This window comes from Rhodococcus sp. SJ-3 (assembly GCF_051918125.1).
GTDB lineage: Bacteria > Actinomycetota > Actinomycetes > Mycobacteriales > Mycobacteriaceae > Rhodococcus.
Map to the genome: position 1 here is coordinate 3,775,480 of NZ_CM123306.1, position 18,543 is coordinate 3,794,022.

The window sequence follows — 18,543 nt, forward strand, 5'->3', positions numbered from 1 at the left end:
GGTCGCGCTGTGAACTTCGGACCCTTCGACGCGAAGCAGGCCCCGAGCGCACTCGCGCGCGCCATCGACGACCTCGGCCCCGACGCCGCGATCACCTTCTCGGCGGTGCCCGCACTGTTGACCGTCGGGCAAGCAGCGGAGGTCCTCGGCAGTTCACGGCATCATGTCGCACGACTGATCGACTCCGGTGCCTTACCCGCAGAGTTCCACGGCCTGCACCGCAGGGTGTCGCGTGCCGATGTGCTGGCCCTCGCCGAGCGGCAGAGCCGGATCCGCACCCAGGTGCTCGACAGCCTCGCCGAACTGTCTCGGCGAGAAGGCCTGTACGACGAGTTCTGACGATCTACGAAAAAGGGGGACAGCCGTGCCGGTCCGGGTGGTACTGGGGGCGACTGCGCTGGTCCGGCCACGAGTTCGTGACATCGCGTTGGCCTTCGCCGAAGACGGCCACTGCCAACCCTTCTGGAGTGACGGCATCATTGCGGAGGTCGACCGCCGGCTTCCTGCGGATCTGTCCCGCGCGACACGGGACTACCTGTTCGCCGAGCTCGAGCGCGCGTTCCCCGAGGCGAGGGTGACGTGGCCGGCGACCGTGCTGCGGGAGGTGCCGTATGTCGTCGACCCCGCGGAGACACACATGATGTCGGTGGCGCTGCTCTCCCACGCCGACGCCGTCGTCACCCAGACCCCCGCCCTGGCCGACGCACTCGAACGGGTCGACGTCGAACCGTGGACCGCCGACGCATTCGTCACCTTCGTTCTCGACGCGGCTCCCGAGGCCGCGCAGCGCACCCTCCTTTCTCTGGTGCGGCGCCGTTGGCTGCCACCGCAGCCCGACCCGTCGCGGGCTCCCGAGGCCGTCGAGGCCGATGCTCCCACCGACGCCGAACTGCTCGGCCGGCTCTCGGCGTGGGCGGGGCGGGAACTCGGCCCCAGCTGCGCCGGGCTCCTCGCCGCCTATGCGGACGAGGCGCGGTTCCGGTAGCGCCGGGGCCCTGGCCGTCCACACATGTCGGCCCCACCGCATAGACTTGTCACGGTCTTCGTCTCACACTCAGGAGCGCTTTCCTTGTCCGCTGTGTCCCCGGCCGCCACCCCTCTGTCCGGATTGGCGCGGATCGCGCTCGCCGACGATCAGTTCCGGAAGGTCTCCGAACTCGCCGGATCCGCCGAGCAAGCACTGGTCGCGCCGCCTGCCGTGCGTCCGTTCGTCGCCGCAGCCCTTGCCGAGAAGGCCCCGCTGCTCGTCGTCACTGCCACAGGCCGCGAAGCCGATGATCTCACCGCCGAACTCGCGGAGATGCTCGGTGAGTCCGTCGCGCAGTTCCCGTCGTGGGAGACCTTGCCGCACGAGCGCCTGTCGCCGAGCGCCGACACCGTGGGTAAGCGACTGCAGGTGTTGCGCCGGCTGGCACGACCCGACGACCGCGACCTCGGCTCCGAACTGCGCGTCATCGTCGCGACCGTGCGTTCTCTCGTGCAGCCCATGGCGCCCGGCCTCGGTGAAATCGAACCCGTGACCCTGCGGGTCGGCTCCGAGCACGACTTCGACACCCTCGTCGAGCGGCTCGTCGAACTCGCCTATGCGCGCGTCGACATGGTCGGAAAACGCGGTGAGTTCGCTGTCCGCGGCGGCATCCTCGATGTCTTCCCGCCCACGGCCGACCACCCTGTCCGCGTCGAATTCTGGGGCGACGAGGTCACTGAGCTGCGTCCGTTCTCCGTCGCCGATCAGCGATCGATCGCCGATGTCGAGGTGCCCACGGTCATCGCCACCCCCTGCCGCGAACTTCTGCTCACCGAGACCGTCAAGGAACGCGCGGCGCAGCTCGCGAAGGACAACCCCGCCGACGCTTCGCTGGTCGAGATGCTCGACAAGATGGCAGGTGGCATTCCTGTCGAGGGCATGGAGGCGCTCCTGCCCGTCCTGCAGACCGGCGAACTGCAGCTGCTCACCGACGTACTGCCCCCCGGTACGCACGTGTTGCTGTGCGATCCGGAGAAGGTCCGGACCCGCGCGACCGACCTGATGCGCACCGGCCAGGAGTTCCTGGAGGCGTCGTGGACGGCCGCATCGATAGGCGGTGCTGCACCCCTGGACGCGGGCAACCTCAAGGGCGTCGACGGCAAGCCGATGGATCTCGCGGCGTCGTCGTACCGGTCGCTGCGGCAGGTCCGCGAGGCCGCGCAGGCGAACGGCACCCCGTGGTGGACGCTGTCGCCGCTCGCGTCGGGAGCCGACACCGAAACGGTGCTCGAAGTGCAATCGGCACCCGAGGTGCGCGGGTCCGAGGAACTGCTGTCGATGCTGTTCGTCAATCTGCGTGCGCACGTCACCACCGGTGGTCGTGCCGCGATCGTCGTTGCAGGCACCGGCACCGGGCTGCGTATTCTCGAGCGGCTGAAGGAGAACGAGGTCCCTGCGGCCAAGCTCGAACCCGGAGCCGAACCCGTCCGCGGGCAGGTCGGGGTCATCAAGGGCGCGCTGCACGAGGGGATCGTCCTCGCAGGCAACGGCGACAATCAGGTGCCGGGACTCGTGCTGGTGACCGAAGCGGACCTCACGGGCAACCGTGTCACCGCGGTGGAAGGCCGCAAGTCCCCGGTCAAGCGTCGCAACCAGGTCGACCCGCTCGCGCTCACCGCCGGTGACTACGTGGTCCACGACCAGCACGGTATCGGTCGTTTCGTCGAGATGGTCGAACGCACTGTCGGCGGCGCCCGCCGCGAATACCTTGTGATCGAGTACGCCGCGAGCAAGCGTGGCCAGCCGGGCGACCGTTTGTTCGTCCCGATGGAATCACTCGATCAGCTCTCCCGCTACGTCGGCGGTGAACTGCCCGCGATCAGCAAGCTGGGCGGTTCCGACTGGGCCAACACGAAACGGAAGGCCCGCAAGGCGGTTCGAGAGATCGCAGGCGAGCTGGTCCGACTGTATGCGGCGCGTCAGGCGTCGCCCGGTCACCAGTTCGGCCCCGACACTCCGTGGCAGAAGGAGATGGAGGACGCCTTCCCCTTCACCGAGACACAGGACCAGCTCACGGTCATCTCGGAGGTCAAGACCGACATGGAGAAGCCGGTGCCGATGGACCGCGTGGTGATCGGCGACGTCGGATACGGCAAGACCGAGATCGCGGTTCGCGCGGCATTCAAGGCAGTGCAGGACGGCAAACAGGTTGCGGTGCTGGTGCCCACGACACTGCTCGCGCAGCAGCATCTCCAGACTTTCACCGAACGGATGGCGGCGTTCCCGGTGACGGTCAAGGGCTTGAGCAGATTCACCGACCCCGGCGATTCCAAGGAAATTCTCGCGGGCATGGCCGACGGTGAGGTCGATATCGTCGTCGGTACCCACCGTCTCCTGCAGACCGGGGTGCGCTGGAAGGATCTGGGCCTCGTCATCGTCGACGAGGAGCAGCGCTTCGGTGTCGAGCACAAGGAACACATCAAAGCCTTGCGCACCCACGTCGACGTGCTCACCATGTCCGCGACCCCGATTCCGCGCACACTCGAGATGAGCATGGCGGGGATCCGTGAGATGTCGACGATCCTCACTCCGCCCGAGGAGCGGCACCCGATTCTCACGTACGTGGGCGGGTACGCCGACAAGCAGGTGGCTGCCGCTATCCGTCGCGAGCTGCTGCGCGACGGTCAGGTCTTCTACGTCCACAACCGGGTCAGTTCGATCGATAAGGCCGCCAAGAAGATTCGCGAACTCGTCCCCGAGGCGCGGGTCGTGGTGGCGCACGGGCAGATGAACGAGGACACCCTCGAGAAGACCGTGCAGGGGTTCTGGGAACGCGAATTCGACGTGCTGGTGTGTACGACGATCGTCGAGACCGGACTCGATATCTCCAATGCCAACACCCTCATCGTCGAGCGTGCCGACGCGCTCGGCCTGTCGCAGTTGCATCAGCTGCGCGGCCGGGTAGGGCGTTCCCGCGAGCGCGGCTACGCGTACTTCCTCTATCCGCCCGAGAAGCCGCTCACCGAGACGGCATACGACCGGCTCGCGACGATCTCGCAGAACTCCGATCTCGGTGCCGGTATGGCGGTCGCGATGAAGGACCTCGAGATCCGCGGCGCCGGAAACGTGCTGGGTGCAGAGCAGTCCGGCCACGTCGCGGGTGTCGGCTTCGATCTGTATGTTCGGCTCGTCGGCGAGGCAGTCGAGGCGTTCCGCGCCGCCGCCGATGGCACGCCGATCACGACGGACGAGGCACCGAAGGAGGTGCGGGTCGATCTTCCTGTCGATGCGCACATCCCCGCCGACTACGTCACCTCCGACCGCCTGCGGCTCGAGGCGTATCGGAAGCTCGCCGCTGCCACGGACGACGCAGCCATCAGTGCGGTCATCGACGAACTGGTCGACCGTTACGGTCCGCTACCCGAGGAGGTGCGCCGACTCGTCTCGGTAGCGAAGCTGCGGTTGCTCGCGCGTGAGTACGGGCTCGAGGAACTGGCGGTCACCGGCACGCAATTGAAGATCTCGCCGATGGAGCTTCCCGACTCGAAGCAGATGCGGCTCAAGCGCCTCTACCCGACGGCGCAGTACCGTGCCACGAGCGGCATCGTGCAGCTGCCGTTGCCGCGAACCGGCGGGATCGCATCCGATCGCGTGCGCGATGTCGAACTGCTCCAGTTCATCGCCGATTTCCTGCTTGCGATGGACGGTAAGCCGCAGGGGTCGGTGGATGTGCGAGTCGAGTCCGCGGCGCAGGTCTGAGCCGGCGATGACGGACACCGGGGACGCTCTGGGCAGAGCCGCCGAGGTGATGGACAGGCTCTGGTCCTTCGGTGGGTGGGAGGTCACTCAGACGCACGAGAGCCTGCGGCGGTATCTGGTCGAGGAGACCTACGAGGTTCTCGACGCCATCGATTCCGGTGATCCCGACTCTCTGCGTGAAGAACTCGGAGACCTGTTGCTGCAGGTGCTGTTCCACTCGCGGATCGCGGAGGCCGCGGGGGAGTTCACCGTCGACGACGTGGCCGCGACACTCGTCGCGAAGCTGGCTGCCCGTAGCCCGCACCTGACCAACGGGCACACCGGTCCGCTCGACGTCGCCGAACAGGAAGCGGCGTGGGAGGCGGCGAAGGCGGCCGAGAAGGCGCGACCGTCGTGTCTCGACGGTATCGCGATGGCGCAACCGGCGCTGGCACTGGCCGACAAGGTGCTCGAGCGGGCGCGACGGGCGGGGTTGCCCGACGATCTCGTGCCGGATGGTCTCAGGTGTGTGCGTGTCCGCGACTCCGGCGATACGGAGTCGGTGTTTCGCGCAATCGTCCTGGAATTCGTCGCGGACATTCGTGGGGCCGAGGTCTCCGCAGCGGGCGGCGGTGGTCAGGCCGGTCCACCACACGATGCTGAGGCGTGGCGTCGCCACTGGCGGCGCTGAGCTCGATCTGCCGATCCCGCGTTTTTCTAAGCACAGAAGACGTAAAGATTATTTCTCGCTTTAAAACAAACTCAAATACTGTTTTGTAGCTTACTATGGTATCTACGACATGTTAATCACCGGGAAAGGCAATCTCCGGTCTCCGAGTGTCGGGTTCGGACAAGCGGAATTTGCCACACGCGCCCGAGAGCGCCGTGCCCAGAGCAGATCGGAGTCCAGCATGACCCAGGTACGCCCACCCAACGGGCTCGTGACCGAAGCGTCATCGACGCGGATGGTCGACCCAACCGAACATTTCCGGCCGGGAAGCCCCGCTCGATCGTCCAACGGCGTCACCGGTACTGCACGTCACGATCGCGTCGACGCAGCTCCCCCCGCGCAGAGATCCACCGTCAGCCTGATCATCCCGGTCAGAAACGAAGGACGGAACATCGCCTGGGTGCTCGAGCAGATCACCGACGACATCGGCGAGATCATCCTGGTCGACGGGAACTCGACCGACTCGACCCTCATCACCGCCAGTAGCTGCCGGTCGGACATCAAGGTTGTGCCTCAGGAAGGCACCGGCAAGGGCAGCGCGCTCAGGACGGGATTCCTTGCGGCAACCGGCGACATCATCGTGATGATGGATGCAGACGGAAGCATGGCACCCCAGGAGATCCGCCACTACCTGTACTTCCTCAACAACGGATTCGACTTCGTCAAGGGCTCGCGGTTCATCGTGGGTGGCGGTTCGCTCGACATCACCCCCTTCCGCCGGCTCGGCAACCGCTTCCTGCTCACCGTCTTCAACACTCTCTACGACGCCGAACTCACCGACCTGTGCTACGGCTTCTGCGCATTCCACCGCCGCTACCTCGAGCTCCTGTCGCTTTCCGCGTCGGGATTCGAGATCGAGGCCGAAATGGTGGTGCACGCGATGCAGGGCGGTCTGCGCGTGGTCGAGGTTCCGAGCTTGGAAATGCCTCGCCGGTCGGGCAAATCGAACCTCCACGCTGTCCGTGACGGGATCAGGGTGTTGCGCACCGTCCTCCGCGGACACAACTCCGGGATGTCCGGCTATGTCGCCCAAGCCCTGTCCCGTGGCGGCGCCCCCGAGCTCGCGAAGGAATGAACCGTGCGGACACTGGTCACCGGTGCCGCGGGGTTCATCGGGTCTGCTCTGGTCGATCGACTCCTCACCGAAGGACACCACGTGGTCGGAGTCGACGATCTCAGCTCCGGCACCACCGCGAATCTCGAACGTATCATGCTCCGACGAAAACTCGGAGCGTGTCGATTCGTTCTGCTGCAGCGCGATATTCAGTGTCCCGAACTGGCAGGCATCGTGGCCGGAGCGAATCCGGAAGTGATATTCCACCTCGCCGCACAGGTGGATCCCGCAGTATCGGTGGCCGATCCGCAGTTCGATGCCCGCATCAACGTCCTCGGCACGATCAATGTCTGCGAAGCCGGTCGGCGGGCCGGCGTACGCAGAGTCGTGTACGCGACATCGGGTAGTCCCCGGTACGACGACGCGAGACCGATTCCCCCGGTACGGAGTTCGTCTCCTGCTCCGACCACACCGTGCGAGGCAGCGAAACTGGCCGGTGAACTCTATCTGAATGCGTATGCCCGCATGTACGGGCTGGCGCCGATCTGCCTGGCGCTCGCTGACGTCTACGATCCGCGCGAGGAGAACAGCGGGCGCGCGGACACCACCGAAGACCGCGTCTGCGTCGACGACGCTGTCGAGGCATTCGTGCGCGCAGGCCGGGCCCCCATGTCGGTCACCGGCACGTTCTGCATCCGAACCGGTGAGACCTGGGAGATACCCGCGAATTCAGGATCCGAGCTCGGCTGCACTGCTGCGGTCGGCCTGCACCCGGAGAGCGAGGAGGTCCGTCGTGCGTCGTGACACCACCGGCCGGCTTCTCACGGCCCTCAGGGCGCCGCGAGGAGGCACACGACTCGGGCACCGCCTTGTCGCCGCCGCAGTGACGGCGCTCGGAGGAGTGGCGATCGCCGTGAACAGTCCTCATCTTCCGGGGGTCCCGGATCGGCTGATAGTGGTGATGTTCGTCGTCGCAGCCCCGCTGATCGCACTCGTCCGGCTGCTACCGGGCATCAACGTCCTACTCGCTCTGATCGTCGGGGCCGCAGGTTCTCTCGTCATCAACATTCTGATCGCACAGACGATGTTGACGGCCGAAGCCTGGTCGCCCCCAGCAGGTGTGCTCGCGGTAGGCCTCACCGCGTCCGTGCTGTGGCTGGTGCCGAACGATCACAACTCGCTTCCACATACGAAGGAAGATGTTCCATGACCGCCGCAATACCTCCGAGCAGTATGACCATGGATGTGGTGATCTGCGCCTACACGCTCGAGCGCTGGGACGACACCCTCGCTGCGATCGAATCGGTGCGGAATCAAACGACGCCGCCCCAGAAGATCGTCCTCGTCGTCGACCACAATCCCGATCTCTACGAACTCTTCAGCGCGGCCCTACCCGACGTGACCGTGGTGGAGAACCGGAAGCAACGTGGATTGTCCGGTGGCAAGGACACCGGTGTCGAGGTGGCCACCAGTGATGTGGTGGCTTTCCTGGACGACGATGCAGTGGCTCATCCCGACTGGCTCAGGCATTTCCGCGACGCCTACGTGGACGAGACCATCGTCGGCGTAGGAGGCACCACCCTTCCCTCCTGGGAATCCGGGCGGCCCCGATGGTTTCCGGAAGAGTTCGATTGGGTCCTTGGATGCACGTTCACCGGGCGAGAGCCGGGACCGGTGCGGAACCTGCTGGGCGGCAATGCTTCATTCCGCCGCGAGGTCTTCTCGGTCGCGGGGGGATTCCCGAGTCACATCGGCCGGACTTCGGAGCAGAGCCGACCCCTCGGGTGTGAGGAGACGGAGTTCTGCATCCGGGTGCGCCAGCATCGACCGGACTGGACCTTCGTCTTCGAACCGCAGTCCGTGATCTGGCACCGCGTACCTGCTGCGCGAGAGACTTTCTCCTACTTCCGCTCCCGCTGCTTCGCCGAGGGTCTGTCCAAAGCGGCCGTCACGCGCAGTGTGGGTGTCGCAGATGGACTCTCGGCGGAACGTAGCTACACCGCACGCACCCTCACCCGAGGCGTGGCGCGGGGGCTGGGGGAGGCGCTCCGTGGAGAACGAGCAGGTATCGAGCGTTCGTACGCGATCTCGGTCGGTCTCCTTTCTGCGGCAGCCGGTTACGCGCGCGGGGGCGTGCCGCTCCGCAGGCGACCTGCAATGTCGGCGACGTCATGAACGAGTCGATTCCGGTCCTGATGTACCACTCGGTTTCGGAAGCTCCCACCGCCGCGACCCGTCGTCTCTCCGTCGATCCCGATGCCTTCGACCGGCAGATCACCTTTCTCGCAGAGAACGGCTACACCGGGATGACCTTCTCCCACCTCGCCGATGCACTGGCGAAGAACGGGCCCGTGTCGGAGAAAACGGTGGTGCTCACATTCGACGACGGCTACGCGGACTTCGCGCGGGTTGCCTGGCCGATCCTCCGGCGGCACGAATTCCCGGCGACGGTGTTCGTCACGAGCGGCTGGATCGACGACGCAGGCTCCAATGCAGCCGGACATCCGCTGGGACCGATGCTGAACTGGGCGCAGGTCAGGGAGCTTGCAAGCGAGGGTGTCGAAATCGGGGCGCACAGCCACAGCCACGCTCAACTCGACCAGTGTGGGGATGCGGCACTGTGCGAGGAGCTTCGCATCGGGCGGATCCTGCTCGAGGAGTGCGTCGGCGCTCCCGTCCACTCGCTCGCCTACCCCTTCGGTTACTCGACCCCGCGGGTGCGGGTCGCCGCCAGAGCAGCCGGCTACCGGTGCGCGGCGGCCGTGCGAAATATTCGCGCCACTGCATCCGGCGACCCGTTCATGATCCCGCGGCTGACCATCCGCCGAAGTACCGACGACAACGACTTCGCGTCGATCATGCGCGGCGACAAGCAGTTCTACCTGCGAGACCGCGTGCTGACCGCAGGGTATGCGACCGTGCGCGGAGCCCGTCGCGTGGGTAAACGGGTCGCGCGACATGGCTGAGAGCGTGCTCGCGATCCATCCCGGTGGCGGCCCCACCGACGATCATGTTGCGGCCGGAAGGCCGGTCAGCGAGCGGGGCAGCGGTTCGCTCTTCCTGCGGAACACCTATGCGCTCGTCCTCAACACGGGAATCACCGGCGCACTCGGCCTGGGGTACTGGATTCTCGCGGCGCACTACTACGACGATTCGGATGTCGGTCGCGGATCAGCCGCGATCTCTGCGTTGATGTTGTTGACCGGGCTGGTGTCGGCCAATTTCGCGGGCACGCTGAACCGCTTCATACCCAAGACCGGCAAGCGCACCGTCCGGGTCGTCGTGTTCGTATACCTGCTCACCTCCGGAGTGGTCGCCGCGCTGGCCGTCGCCCTGACCTTCGCGCTCGACATGCTGGGCGGCCCGGCGTACGACATCCTGCGCGAGCCGAACATGCGACTGTGGTTCATCTGCGCGGCGGTGGTTGCGAGTGTGATCACGGTGCAGGACAGTGTCCTGACCGGGTTGCGTGTCGCCGTCTGGGTGCCCGTGTGGAACGCGGCATTCGCGGTCGCCAAGCTCGGCTTACTCGTACTGCTCGCCGAGTCGATGCCCCGCACGGGAGTCTTCTTCTCCTGGATCATCTCCATGTTCATCGTCGTGTTCCCGGTGAACCTGTTGATCTTCGGCAAGCTACTACCGCGGCACGTGCGCACGTCGACCCACGATGTCGCGGTGCGAGCCGCACAGGTCGGCCGGTTCTTCGCCGCCGACTACTTCGGAGCGCTACTGCAGTACGGCACAATCTTCCTCGTCCCCGTCCTGGTGGCGTTGCGGGTTGCTCCGCATACCTACGCGTACTTCTTCCTGGCCTGGTCCGTCGCCAACATGATGAACCTCGTGGCGATCAACACCGGTGTATCGCTTGCTGTGGAAGGAGTGTGTGCCCCTTCGCGTCTGGCCGACTACTGCCGCGCCGCGCTCATCAGGACCCTGGGGCTGCTCGTCACAGGTTTCGTCGCGGTCGGCCTCGCGGCTCCATACGCCATGGGACTACTCGGCGACGGCTACCTCGACGCCGTGCCACTGCTCCAACTGCTGGCCCTCGCCAGCCTGGCCAGCGCAGTAGTGGACATCTACCTCGGCACGCTGCGGGCGCGCACCCGAAGCAGGCGGATCATCATCGTCCAATCATCGCGAGCGATGGCAGTACTGGGGTTGGTGGTGCTCCTGCAGCAATACGACCAGGTATTCGCGCAGTTCGGCGATCCGAGACTCACCGCAGTGGGAGTCGCGGTGCTGCTCGGTCAACTCGTCACCATGCTGACGGTGCTTCCGGATCTCGGCAGGCTTCTGAGGCGGCGCCCGCAGCCCGACCCCCCGATCGAGACATACGAGGAGAGCGTATGTCCCTGATCGACGCGGACAAGCGCCGGTCCGATCCGGCCGATTTCGCTGCACAGTGCACCGACGCCGACGCGCAGCCGCCGTTGCCTCCGCAAGTCCGCAGGCAACGGCTGCCCGTGGCGATTCTCTGCGTTGCGCTCGTCGTGGCTGTCGCGTTGTACCTCGCTGGACTGCGCAATATCGATCTGCAAGCCATGACCGGGCTCGGGCTGATATCGGTTCTGACGATATCGACCATGCTCGGGCCGGGTCTGATCGTGCTCGGCTTCATCGGGACGTTGTCGCTGAGCCGCCGCCGCACCTGGCTACTCGGCATCCACCTCGTCCTGCTCGTGCTCATGCTGCACGGCATCACACTGCTGCTCGAATCGGAGCCGCGGTTCCCGATCAGCTGGGTCCACATCGGATTCGTCGAGTTCATCGCCCGAACCGGAACCACCGCACCGGACCTCGATGCCCGATGGTCCTGGCCCGGGTTCTTTGCGCTGGCCGCGTTCTGGGGTGGTTCGGGAGACCTGTCTGCGCTGCACACCGCGGTGTCCGTGGCCTCGGTGGGCACCAACCTGCTGTATCTCGTTGCACTCGGGCTGCTGATGAGCCCACTCCGGATGTCCTGGCAGGCGAAATGGCTCGCGGCCATGTTCTTCTGTCTCCTCAACTGGATCGGGCAGGACTACTTCTCGCCGCAGGGCTTCGCGCTGGTGCTCTACCTGCTCTTCGTGGGCTTCCTCGTCGTCTGGTTCCGTACACCTCATTCACCGTCGGGGGATGCCCCCTGGCCCTTGCGTCCGGGAAACAGGCTGTGGCGATGGGTCTGGGGTGAAGCATCGCGCGGGGAGCTGCCGCAGAGGAAGGCAGATCCGTCGGAGCGAGTGGTGATCCTCGCCGTCGTGGTGGGTCTGTTCGCTGCCGCGACCGTCTGCCACCAGCTGACTCCCTTCGCCATGATCCTGAGCGCCGCCGGGTTGGTCGTCGCGCGCCGATGCGTACTCCGGGGACTTCCCGTACTGCTCGTCGTGATCGTCGTCGCCTGGGTCAGTTATATGACCCAGGCGTACTGGGGAGGTCACTTCGGGGAGGTGATGAGCGGTGTCGGGAACGTCGGATCGACGGTGTCTGCGAACATCTCCGATCGGGCAGAACTCGGAAACCCCGAGCACCAATGGGTGGTGCGCGCCCGGATGCTCACGACGGTACTGGTCTTCGTGATCGCAGGCGTAGGGCTACTCCGCCGCCGGCGGCGAGGAATCGAGGACCGTGTACTTCTCGTCCTGATCACCGCTCCGATCGGCTTGGCCTTCATGCAGAGCTACGGCGGCGAGATGGCGTTGCGGGTCTACCTGTTCGCACTCGCCCCGGCCTCGGTGCTCGTCGCGCTCGCCCTGTTTCCCCGCCCGGTGTCGCGGCCCTCCCTGCTGGCGCGCTGCGCTGCATGCGTGCTCGGGCTGGTCATGCTGTTGTCCTTCTTCGTCACCCGATACGGCAACGAGCCGTTCGAGCGGATCGACAGTGGTGCGGTGAGTGCAGTGGGATCGGTGTACGACCAGACCACCGACGACGTGCGGTTCCTCTACGTCACCGCGGTCCCCGAGCTCAACTCCACGCCATTCATGCCGCTCGGCTACCGCGACGTGGAACGCGTCCACTGGTCGAACACGATGGCCCCCCTCGATCCGTCGGATGTGACAGGCGTGCTGCAGGCGCTCCGCGAAAAGGGGCCGGACACCTACCTGATCACCACGCGAAGTCAGGAAGCGTTCGTCGAGCTCGGCCAGGGATACCCGCTGGGCTGGGGCGACGAGTTCCGCGCCTCGCTGGCCGATGCGCCCGGACTGAGAACGGTCGTGGAGAACCAGGACGCCACGGTCTATTCCCTCGACTGGCCTCCGGATGCCGAAGCCGAACACAAGGCGCTGATGTCCACCGGAGTACAGGTGTGGCTCACGCCGTGGACCGGTGTCGGCGTGGCTTTTCTGATCCTGCTCGTGGGCACCCTGGGTGTGCGTGAGGCATGGCGCCTGCGGCTCACGCCCGACCGATACACACGTCTGCGCCCACTCACCTTCGCTGCGATACCACTGCTCATCGGATTCGTGCTCGTCGTTCTCGAGCGCTTCGCGATGTTGACGTCATGACGAAGAAGGAGCGAATCGCACCGCAACCGAAATCTCTCGACAGCGAGGAATTCATGTCTCACAACACTCTTTCCGGACCCGATATCGCTCCGGTCGCCATCGATCACACCGGTGACGTGGTGACGGATTTCGTCGCCGCGGCGCACGACCTGCCCGGCCACGCGGCTCTCGTGTACAACGGGTCCGTCATCACCTATGGGGACCTCGCCGAAAGGGTCCGTTCCACGGCATCGAGGTACCGCTCGACCCGGCCGGACGCGGGCGGGGGATCGGGCCGGATCGGCGCGGTCGTGTCGCACACACCCGCCGTGGTGGAACATCTGCTCGGAATCCTGCAGGCCGGCGTCACCTACTGTCCGATCGACTCGGCGCTTCCCGGTGCCCGCAAGCATTCTCTCGCCGCGGCCCTCGGAGTCGATCGGGTGGTCATCACCGATCTCGATGGCGGCGAATCGGACAACCATCGGATCGAGGTGCCCGACAACCCGGCAGTGGTGGACGGCGACCCGTCGAGCCGTATGTGGTTCCCGGACGATCCGGCATATGTGCTGTGTACCTCGGGTTCCACAGGAACTCCCAAGCCGGTTGCGATCTCGCGGCGTGCGCTGACCGTGACGGCACGCGCGTTGCGCGACCTCTTCGAACTCACACCCGACGACCGTGTTCTCCAGTTCGCCTCTCTCGGCTGGGACACGTGTCTCGAAGAGATGGTGCCCGCATTGATCACCGGCGCAACAGTGGTGTTCGATGATGCGGCCCGCATCGGATCGTTCCGGCCCTTCGTGCGCATGCTGACCGAGCAGGAGATCACCATGATCGACCTGCCGACGGCGTACTGGCACGAACTCGTGCTCTACCTGCACGAAGAGCAGATCGGCCTGCCGGACAGTCTCAGGCTGGTGGTGATCGGGGGCGAACGGGTCGATCCGACCCGGTTGCGGCAGTGGCGAGAACTCCCCGTCGGGAACGTCGTGTTGCTCAACACCTACGGGTGCACCGAGACGACGATGGTGACCCACGCCGTGAGACTGAGCGGACCGGGCACCGAACCCGAGGTCATGGCACTCGTCTCCGACGCACCGCTCGGGCGCCCGCTGCCCCACGTGCGCGATCACATCACCGACGACGGTGAACTCCTGATATCCGGCCCATCGTTGGCAACCGGGTATCTGGGCATGCCGGAGCACACGGCGTCCGGGTTTCCCGTCGCCGACCACGGAACGGGACCGGCCCGCTGGTTTCGCACAGGTGATCTCGCCACTCGCAGCGGGACGGGGCCGGTGTTCTCACGGGGCCGCGCTGACGACCAGCTGAAGGTGCTCGGCGTTCGGGTGCATCCGGCGGAAGTCGAGGCGCAGTTGAATACGCATCCCGCCGTCGCGGGTGCAGTGGTGGTCGGGGAACTGCTACTGGGACGAATGTCGCTGACGGCGTATGTGGTCCCGGCCGCAGGAATGCTCCCGACGCCGCTCGAGCTGAAGCGCTTTCTGCGTGAGCGGCTACCCAGCCAATTCGTCCCTGCCCGGGTGTATTTCGTTGCAGGACTGGAGTACACCGCCAGCGGAAAAATCGATCGATCGGCGACACAGCGTGCCGCACTGAACGGTGACCTCGAAGGAGCAGAACGATGAACTCTGACCATATTGTCCAGATCTTCCGCCGGGTCCTCGAGACCCCCGACGTCGATGCCGGTTCCGACTTCTTCGAACTCGGTGGTGATTCACTTCTGGCAACGCGGGTGCTCAGTGCCATTGCCCGTGATTTCGGAATCGAACTGCCGTACGACGACTTCCTCGATGGGCCCTCCGCGGAGCAGTTGTTCGCCAAAGTGACGGCGGTCGCGTCGTGAACGGGACGCGCATGCGGGTCGTCGTGGTCGGTGCGGGACTCGCGGGGTTGACCGCTGCGGTCGATCTGGTGAACGCGGGCGCGGACGTCACTGTCCTGGAGGCGCGCGATCGTGTCGGCGGCCGGATGCACGGTATCCCGGTGTCCTCGGGTATCTCAGCGGACGGAGGGGCTGCCTATCTGGGCGTGCGGCACACCGAGCTTCTCGCGCAGTTGCGCGAGTACGGACTCGATCTGGCCTCCACCGAGATGACCGGGGACAGCACCTTTCTGATGGCGGGGCAGCGGACGACCACGCCGGGCAGGGTGCCCCCTCTGGGGGCCGTCGCACTCGGTGATCTGTTCGACCGGCTCGACGAGATCGTGGCGTCGGTGCGCACCGACGCTCCCTGGCTGAGTCCGGATGCCGAACGCCTCGACCGGATCTCGGTTGCACAATGGGCAGCCGACGTGATCGATCATCCGGATGCGCAGACCTTTCTCCCGCTGTTCCTCGGCGAGATGATGGCGGCGGACCCCGCGTCGATCTCCGTGCTCCACATGGCTTTCTACCTGTCGTCCGGCGGTGGCATCCGCTACCTCAATGCGTTCGAGGGCGGTGCGCAGCAATGGCGAATCGATGGGGGTTCGCACCTGCTGTGCGAGGCGCTCGCCGACCGGCTCGGCGACCGAGTGCGGTCGGATCGTCCGGTTCGCGCGATCGAGCAGGACCGGGACGGAGTAGTGGTGGCCTGTGGTTCGGACAGCGAGGGGGTATCGACCACGTACCGGGCCGATCGCGTCGTGGTCGCCATTCCGCCGCTGTTGGCGCAGCAGATCGAGTTCCGGCCAGGGCTGCCCGAGCCGCGTGCGACAACCGCGACCGGCCGTGGATGCGCGGTGAAGGTGCACCTGAGCTACCCTTCGCCGATCTGGCGGGAAAGCGGACTGTCCGGGTGGTCGGTGAGTGCGCAGGGGCCGTTGCTGTCCACTGTCGACGATTCGCCTCCGGATGGGTCCGTCGGCATTCTCACCGGATTCGTCACGGGTGCTGCGGCATCCGCCTTCTCCGCGATGTCGGAGTCGCAACAGCGAGAGGCAGCGCTGGCCCACACCCGTCGGCTCTTCCCTGAGCTGCCGTCGCCGTCGCAGTGCACGGTGACCGATTGGCTGTCCGAGACGTACAGCAAGGGCTGTTATGCCGCCTTGTTCGGCCCTGGCGATTGGTTGCGGCTCGGACCGAGCTTGATCGAACCCCACGGCCGGGTGCACTGGGCCGGAACCGAAACGAGCCTGGAGTTCTTCGGGCTCATGGAAGGCGCGATCAGGTCCGGTCGTCGCGTCGCCACCGAAATGATCGCGGCCGGAATTTCGCAGACCGACTCTCGGAAGGTTGCATCACGATGACCACATACATCGAACGCGAGAAGACCGGGTTCGCCTACGCCACCGATCAGCCGTACACGTATGTGCGCAGGCAATTGATCGAGCCGGACTGGCGACGATATCCGGGATGGACGGCCGTCACCGAAGCCGAGTGGCGTGATGCACAATGGCAGCGCGCACACTCCGTGAAGAACATCGCGCAATTGCGCGCGGTGATGGGTGATCTGCTGGACGAGAATTTCTATGCCGATCTGGCTGCCGATCAGCAGGAACGTGCGACGATGTCGATGCTTCTGCCGCCGCAGATGCTGAACACCATGACGCCGTCGGGCGCGACACGCCGCGGCTTCACCGAGGCCTTCTACGCGGATCCGATCCGCCGCTACATGTTGCCCGTGCTCAGCGATCGCGATCCCCAGTGGGTCTCGCATCCGTACGCCGAGCGGGATTCGCTGCACGAGAGCGAAATGTGGGCGACGGAGGGGCTGACCCACCGGTACCCCACCAAGGTTCTTGCCGAGCTGTTGTCGACCTGTCCGCAATATTGCGGACACTGCACACGGATGGATCTCGTCGGCAATTCGACACCGACGATCGGCAAGGCGAAGTTGGAGCTGCGGCCGGTCGACCGGCAGGAACGAATGCTGGAGTACCTGCGCGCCACGCCATCCGTGCGCGACGTGGTGGTCTCCGGTGGAGACGTGGCGAACCTTCCCTGGCCGCGGCTGGAAGCCTTCGTCGCGGAGTTGCTCGAGATCGACACCGTTCGCGATATCCGCTTGGCGTCGAAGGCCCTGGCGGGGTTGCCGCAGCACTGGCTGCAGGACAAGGTGGTCGACGGGGTTGCCCGCGTGGCGCGCACCGCCGCGGATCGAGGCGTCAATCTGGCTTTGCATACCCACATCAACCATGTGCAGTCGGTGACTCCGCTGGTTGCGGAGGCCACGCGGGCACTGCTCGACGCAGGTCTGCGGGATGTGCGGAACCAAGGGGTATTGCTGCGCGGGGTGAACGCCACCACCACCGACCTGCTCGATTTGTGTTTCGCACTGCAGGGTGAAGCGAACATCCTGCCGTACTACTTCTACATGTGCGACATGATTCCCCACGCCGAGCACTGGCGGGTCGCGCTGTGGGAGGCGCAGCAACTGCAGCAGGAGATCATGGGTTACCTACCCGGATTCGCGACTCCGCGGATTGTGTGCGACGTCCCGTTCGTCGGCAAGCGCTGGGTTCACCAGGTTGTCTACTACGACCGGATCCGCGGTATCTCGCACTGGAGCAAGAACTATCGCACTGGTTTGGACGGCGTGGACGTCGATGCGTTGAACCGGGTCTATCCGTATTACGACCCGATCGACACACTCCCGCCCTCCGGGCAGACGTGGTGGCGGAACTCGTGCACCGTCCCGTGTGATGCCTCCGGAACGGTCTCTGCGCCATGACCGTCGAGCTTGCCCCGATCACCGACGCCGACCTCGGGGAGGTCGCGGACTTCCTGAGCGTCAATCACAACGACCGCGTTCCGTGGGAGTCGGCATGCTCGACGGTGCCGTGGAAGGTGGACGCTCCGAATCACGGATTCATGTTGCGCGACGGGCCGAATGTGGTCGGCACATTGCTGGCTCTCTACTCCCAGCGCCGGGTCGCGGGGCAAGTGGAGCGGTTCTGCAATATGGGATCGTGGTGCGTGTTGTCCGAGTATCGGGCGCGCAGTATGTCTTTGCTCGACGCCTTGCTGGAGCAGGACGGATATCACTTCACCGTGCTCTCGCCCGACGACGGACCTCGGGAGATTCTGTCCTGGAGGAAGTTCCGATTCCTCGATACGTCTGCGGCGCTCATCCCCAATCTCCCGTGGCCGACTGTGTCCCCGCGAACGAGGGTCAGTTCCGACCCGAGGGTCATCGCGCGCACACTCACCGGTGCAGAGCTCGACATCTACCGCGACCATGTGCGCGCGCTGGCTGCGTGTCATCTCGTGGTGGTCCAGGGACAGCAGTCCTGCTACGTCATGTACCGCAAATGCCGGTACAAGGGTGTACCCGTTTTCGCCGTCGCGCTGCATGTGAGCAATCCGGATCTGTTTCATCGTGCCTGGATGCCGCTGACGCGCCACCTGCTGGTGCGCCACGGACTTGTGGCGACACTTGCCGAGTTGCGGGTGATCGGGCGTCGTCCACCGCTGGCATTCGAGCTGGACAACTGGCCCAAGATGTACCGCAGTGCGACGCTCGATCCCGGGCAGGTCGACGACCTCTACAGCGAACTCGTATGCGTGCCTTGGTAGTCGGGGTCGCCCATCCGACATCGAAGAATCCGACCCTGAAGAATCCGGCAATGAAAGGGAGCGATGCAG

General features: G+C 65.5%; 16 protein-coding genes. All 16 read left to right on the forward strand.

From position 1 onward, the window contains the following. Positions 1–9 precede the first annotated feature (9 nt). The 16 genes from ACTDXD_RS17615 (at position 10) to ACTDXD_RS17690 (ending at position 18,474) form a co-directional block, all read left to right on the forward strand. The gene (locus ACTDXD_RS17615) at positions 10–339 is read left to right on the forward strand and encodes a helix-turn-helix domain-containing protein (RefSeq protein ID WP_440123589.1); all 330 of its coding nucleotides are present in this window, start codon (positions 10–12) and stop codon (positions 337–339) included. Positions 340–364: 25 nt separating this feature from the next. After that, complete coding sequence (locus ACTDXD_RS17620) at positions 365–985, forward strand: PIN domain-containing protein (protein ID WP_440123590.1); 621 nt, start codon at positions 365–367, stop codon at positions 983–985. An 84-nt stretch (positions 986–1,069) separates the two neighbouring features. Beyond that, on the forward strand, positions 1,070–4,726 hold the full coding sequence (gene mfd / locus ACTDXD_RS17625; RefSeq protein WP_440123591.1) for a transcription-repair coupling factor: 3,657 nt from the start codon (positions 1,070–1,072) through the stop codon (positions 4,724–4,726). A gap of 7 nt (positions 4,727–4,733) precedes the next feature. Beyond that, positions 4,734–5,396 (forward strand): MazG family protein, encoded by a 663-nt coding sequence (locus tag ACTDXD_RS17630; RefSeq protein ID WP_440123592.1) that lies wholly within the window; start codon positions 4,734–4,736, stop codon positions 5,394–5,396. 220 nt (positions 5,397–5,616) lie between these two features. Then, a complete protein-coding gene (locus tag ACTDXD_RS17635; RefSeq protein WP_440123593.1) occupies positions 5,617–6,510 on the forward strand; it encodes a glycosyltransferase family 2 protein in 894 nt (297 codons plus the stop codon). A 3-nt stretch (positions 6,511–6,513) separates the two neighbouring features. Beyond that, positions 6,514–7,293, forward strand: coding sequence for an NAD-dependent epimerase/dehydratase family protein (locus ACTDXD_RS17640; protein ID WP_440123594.1), 780 nt, complete (start codon positions 6,514–6,516; stop codon positions 7,291–7,293). Beyond that, positions 7,283–7,699, forward strand: coding sequence for a hypothetical protein (locus tag ACTDXD_RS17645; protein ID WP_440123595.1), 417 nt, complete (start codon positions 7,283–7,285; stop codon positions 7,697–7,699). Before ACTDXD_RS17640 ends, ACTDXD_RS17645 begins: the two co-directional genes overlap by 11 nt. Beyond that, complete coding sequence (locus tag ACTDXD_RS17650) at positions 7,696–8,664, forward strand: glycosyltransferase family 2 protein (protein WP_440123596.1); 969 nt, start codon at positions 7,696–7,698, stop codon at positions 8,662–8,664. Before ACTDXD_RS17645 ends, ACTDXD_RS17650 begins: the two co-directional genes overlap by 4 nt. Further along, positions 8,661–9,455, forward strand: coding sequence for a polysaccharide deacetylase family protein (locus ACTDXD_RS17655; protein WP_440123597.1), 795 nt, complete (start codon positions 8,661–8,663; stop codon positions 9,453–9,455). Before ACTDXD_RS17650 ends, ACTDXD_RS17655 begins: the two co-directional genes overlap by 4 nt. After that, positions 9,448–10,845: a lipopolysaccharide biosynthesis protein gene (locus tag ACTDXD_RS17660; protein ID WP_440123598.1), complete on the forward strand. Its 1,398-nt coding sequence runs from the start codon at positions 9,448–9,450 to the stop codon at positions 10,843–10,845. The genes ACTDXD_RS17655 and ACTDXD_RS17660 overlap by 8 nt, the downstream gene beginning before the upstream one ends. Continuing rightward, positions 10,836–12,971 (forward strand): hypothetical protein, encoded by a 2,136-nt coding sequence (locus ACTDXD_RS17665; RefSeq protein WP_440123599.1) that lies wholly within the window; start codon positions 10,836–10,838, stop codon positions 12,969–12,971. The genes ACTDXD_RS17660 and ACTDXD_RS17665 overlap by 10 nt, the downstream gene beginning before the upstream one ends. Next, entirely contained in the window at positions 12,968–14,602 is a 1,635-nt protein-coding gene (locus ACTDXD_RS17670; RefSeq protein WP_440123600.1) for an AMP-binding protein, read from the forward strand. The genes ACTDXD_RS17665 and ACTDXD_RS17670 overlap by 4 nt, the downstream gene beginning before the upstream one ends. Further along, positions 14,599–14,820, forward strand: a complete 222-nt coding sequence (locus ACTDXD_RS17675) for an acyl carrier protein (protein WP_440123601.1) — start codon at positions 14,599–14,601, stop codon at positions 14,818–14,820. Before ACTDXD_RS17670 ends, ACTDXD_RS17675 begins: the two co-directional genes overlap by 4 nt. Next, positions 14,817–16,205, forward strand: a complete 1,389-nt coding sequence (locus ACTDXD_RS17680; RefSeq protein WP_440123602.1) for a flavin monoamine oxidase family protein — start codon at positions 14,817–14,819, stop codon at positions 16,203–16,205. Before ACTDXD_RS17675 ends, ACTDXD_RS17680 begins: the two co-directional genes overlap by 4 nt. Then, the gene (locus ACTDXD_RS17685; protein WP_440123603.1) at positions 16,202–17,629 is read left to right on the forward strand and encodes a KamA family radical SAM protein; all 1,428 of its coding nucleotides are present in this window, start codon (positions 16,202–16,204) and stop codon (positions 17,627–17,629) included. The genes ACTDXD_RS17680 and ACTDXD_RS17685 overlap by 4 nt, the downstream gene beginning before the upstream one ends. Further along, entirely contained in the window at positions 17,626–18,474 is an 849-nt protein-coding gene (locus tag ACTDXD_RS17690; protein WP_440123604.1) for a hypothetical protein, read from the forward strand. The genes ACTDXD_RS17685 and ACTDXD_RS17690 overlap by 4 nt, the downstream gene beginning before the upstream one ends. The last annotated feature ends 69 nt before the right edge of the window (positions 18,475–18,543 follow it).

Coding starts and splice junctions, on each gene's coding strand:
- ACTDXD_RS17655 (WP_440123597.1), top strand. CDS start 8,661: ATGAACGAGTCGATTCCGGTCCTGATGTACCACTCGGTTTCGGAAGCT.
- ACTDXD_RS17685 (WP_440123603.1), top strand. CDS start 16,202: ATGACCACATACATCGAACGCGAGAAGACCGGGTTCGCCTACGCCACC.
- ACTDXD_RS17690 (WP_440123604.1), top strand. CDS start 17,626: ATGACCGTCGAGCTTGCCCCGATCACCGACGCCGACCTCGGGGAGGTC.
- ACTDXD_RS17635 (WP_440123593.1), top strand. CDS start 5,617: ATGACCCAGGTACGCCCACCCAACGGGCTCGTGACCGAAGCGTCATCG.
- ACTDXD_RS17670 (WP_440123600.1), top strand. CDS start 12,968: ATGACGAAGAAGGAGCGAATCGCACCGCAACCGAAATCTCTCGACAGC.
- ACTDXD_RS17630 (WP_440123592.1), top strand. CDS start 4,734: ATGACGGACACCGGGGACGCTCTGGGCAGAGCCGCCGAGGTGATGGAC.
- ACTDXD_RS17660 (WP_440123598.1), top strand. CDS start 9,448: ATGGCTGAGAGCGTGCTCGCGATCCATCCCGGTGGCGGCCCCACCGAC.
- ACTDXD_RS17665 (WP_440123599.1), top strand. CDS start 10,836: ATGTCCCTGATCGACGCGGACAAGCGCCGGTCCGATCCGGCCGATTTC.
- ACTDXD_RS17650 (WP_440123596.1), top strand. CDS start 7,696: ATGACCGCCGCAATACCTCCGAGCAGTATGACCATGGATGTGGTGATC.
- ACTDXD_RS17675 (WP_440123601.1), top strand. CDS start 14,599: ATGAACTCTGACCATATTGTCCAGATCTTCCGCCGGGTCCTCGAGACC.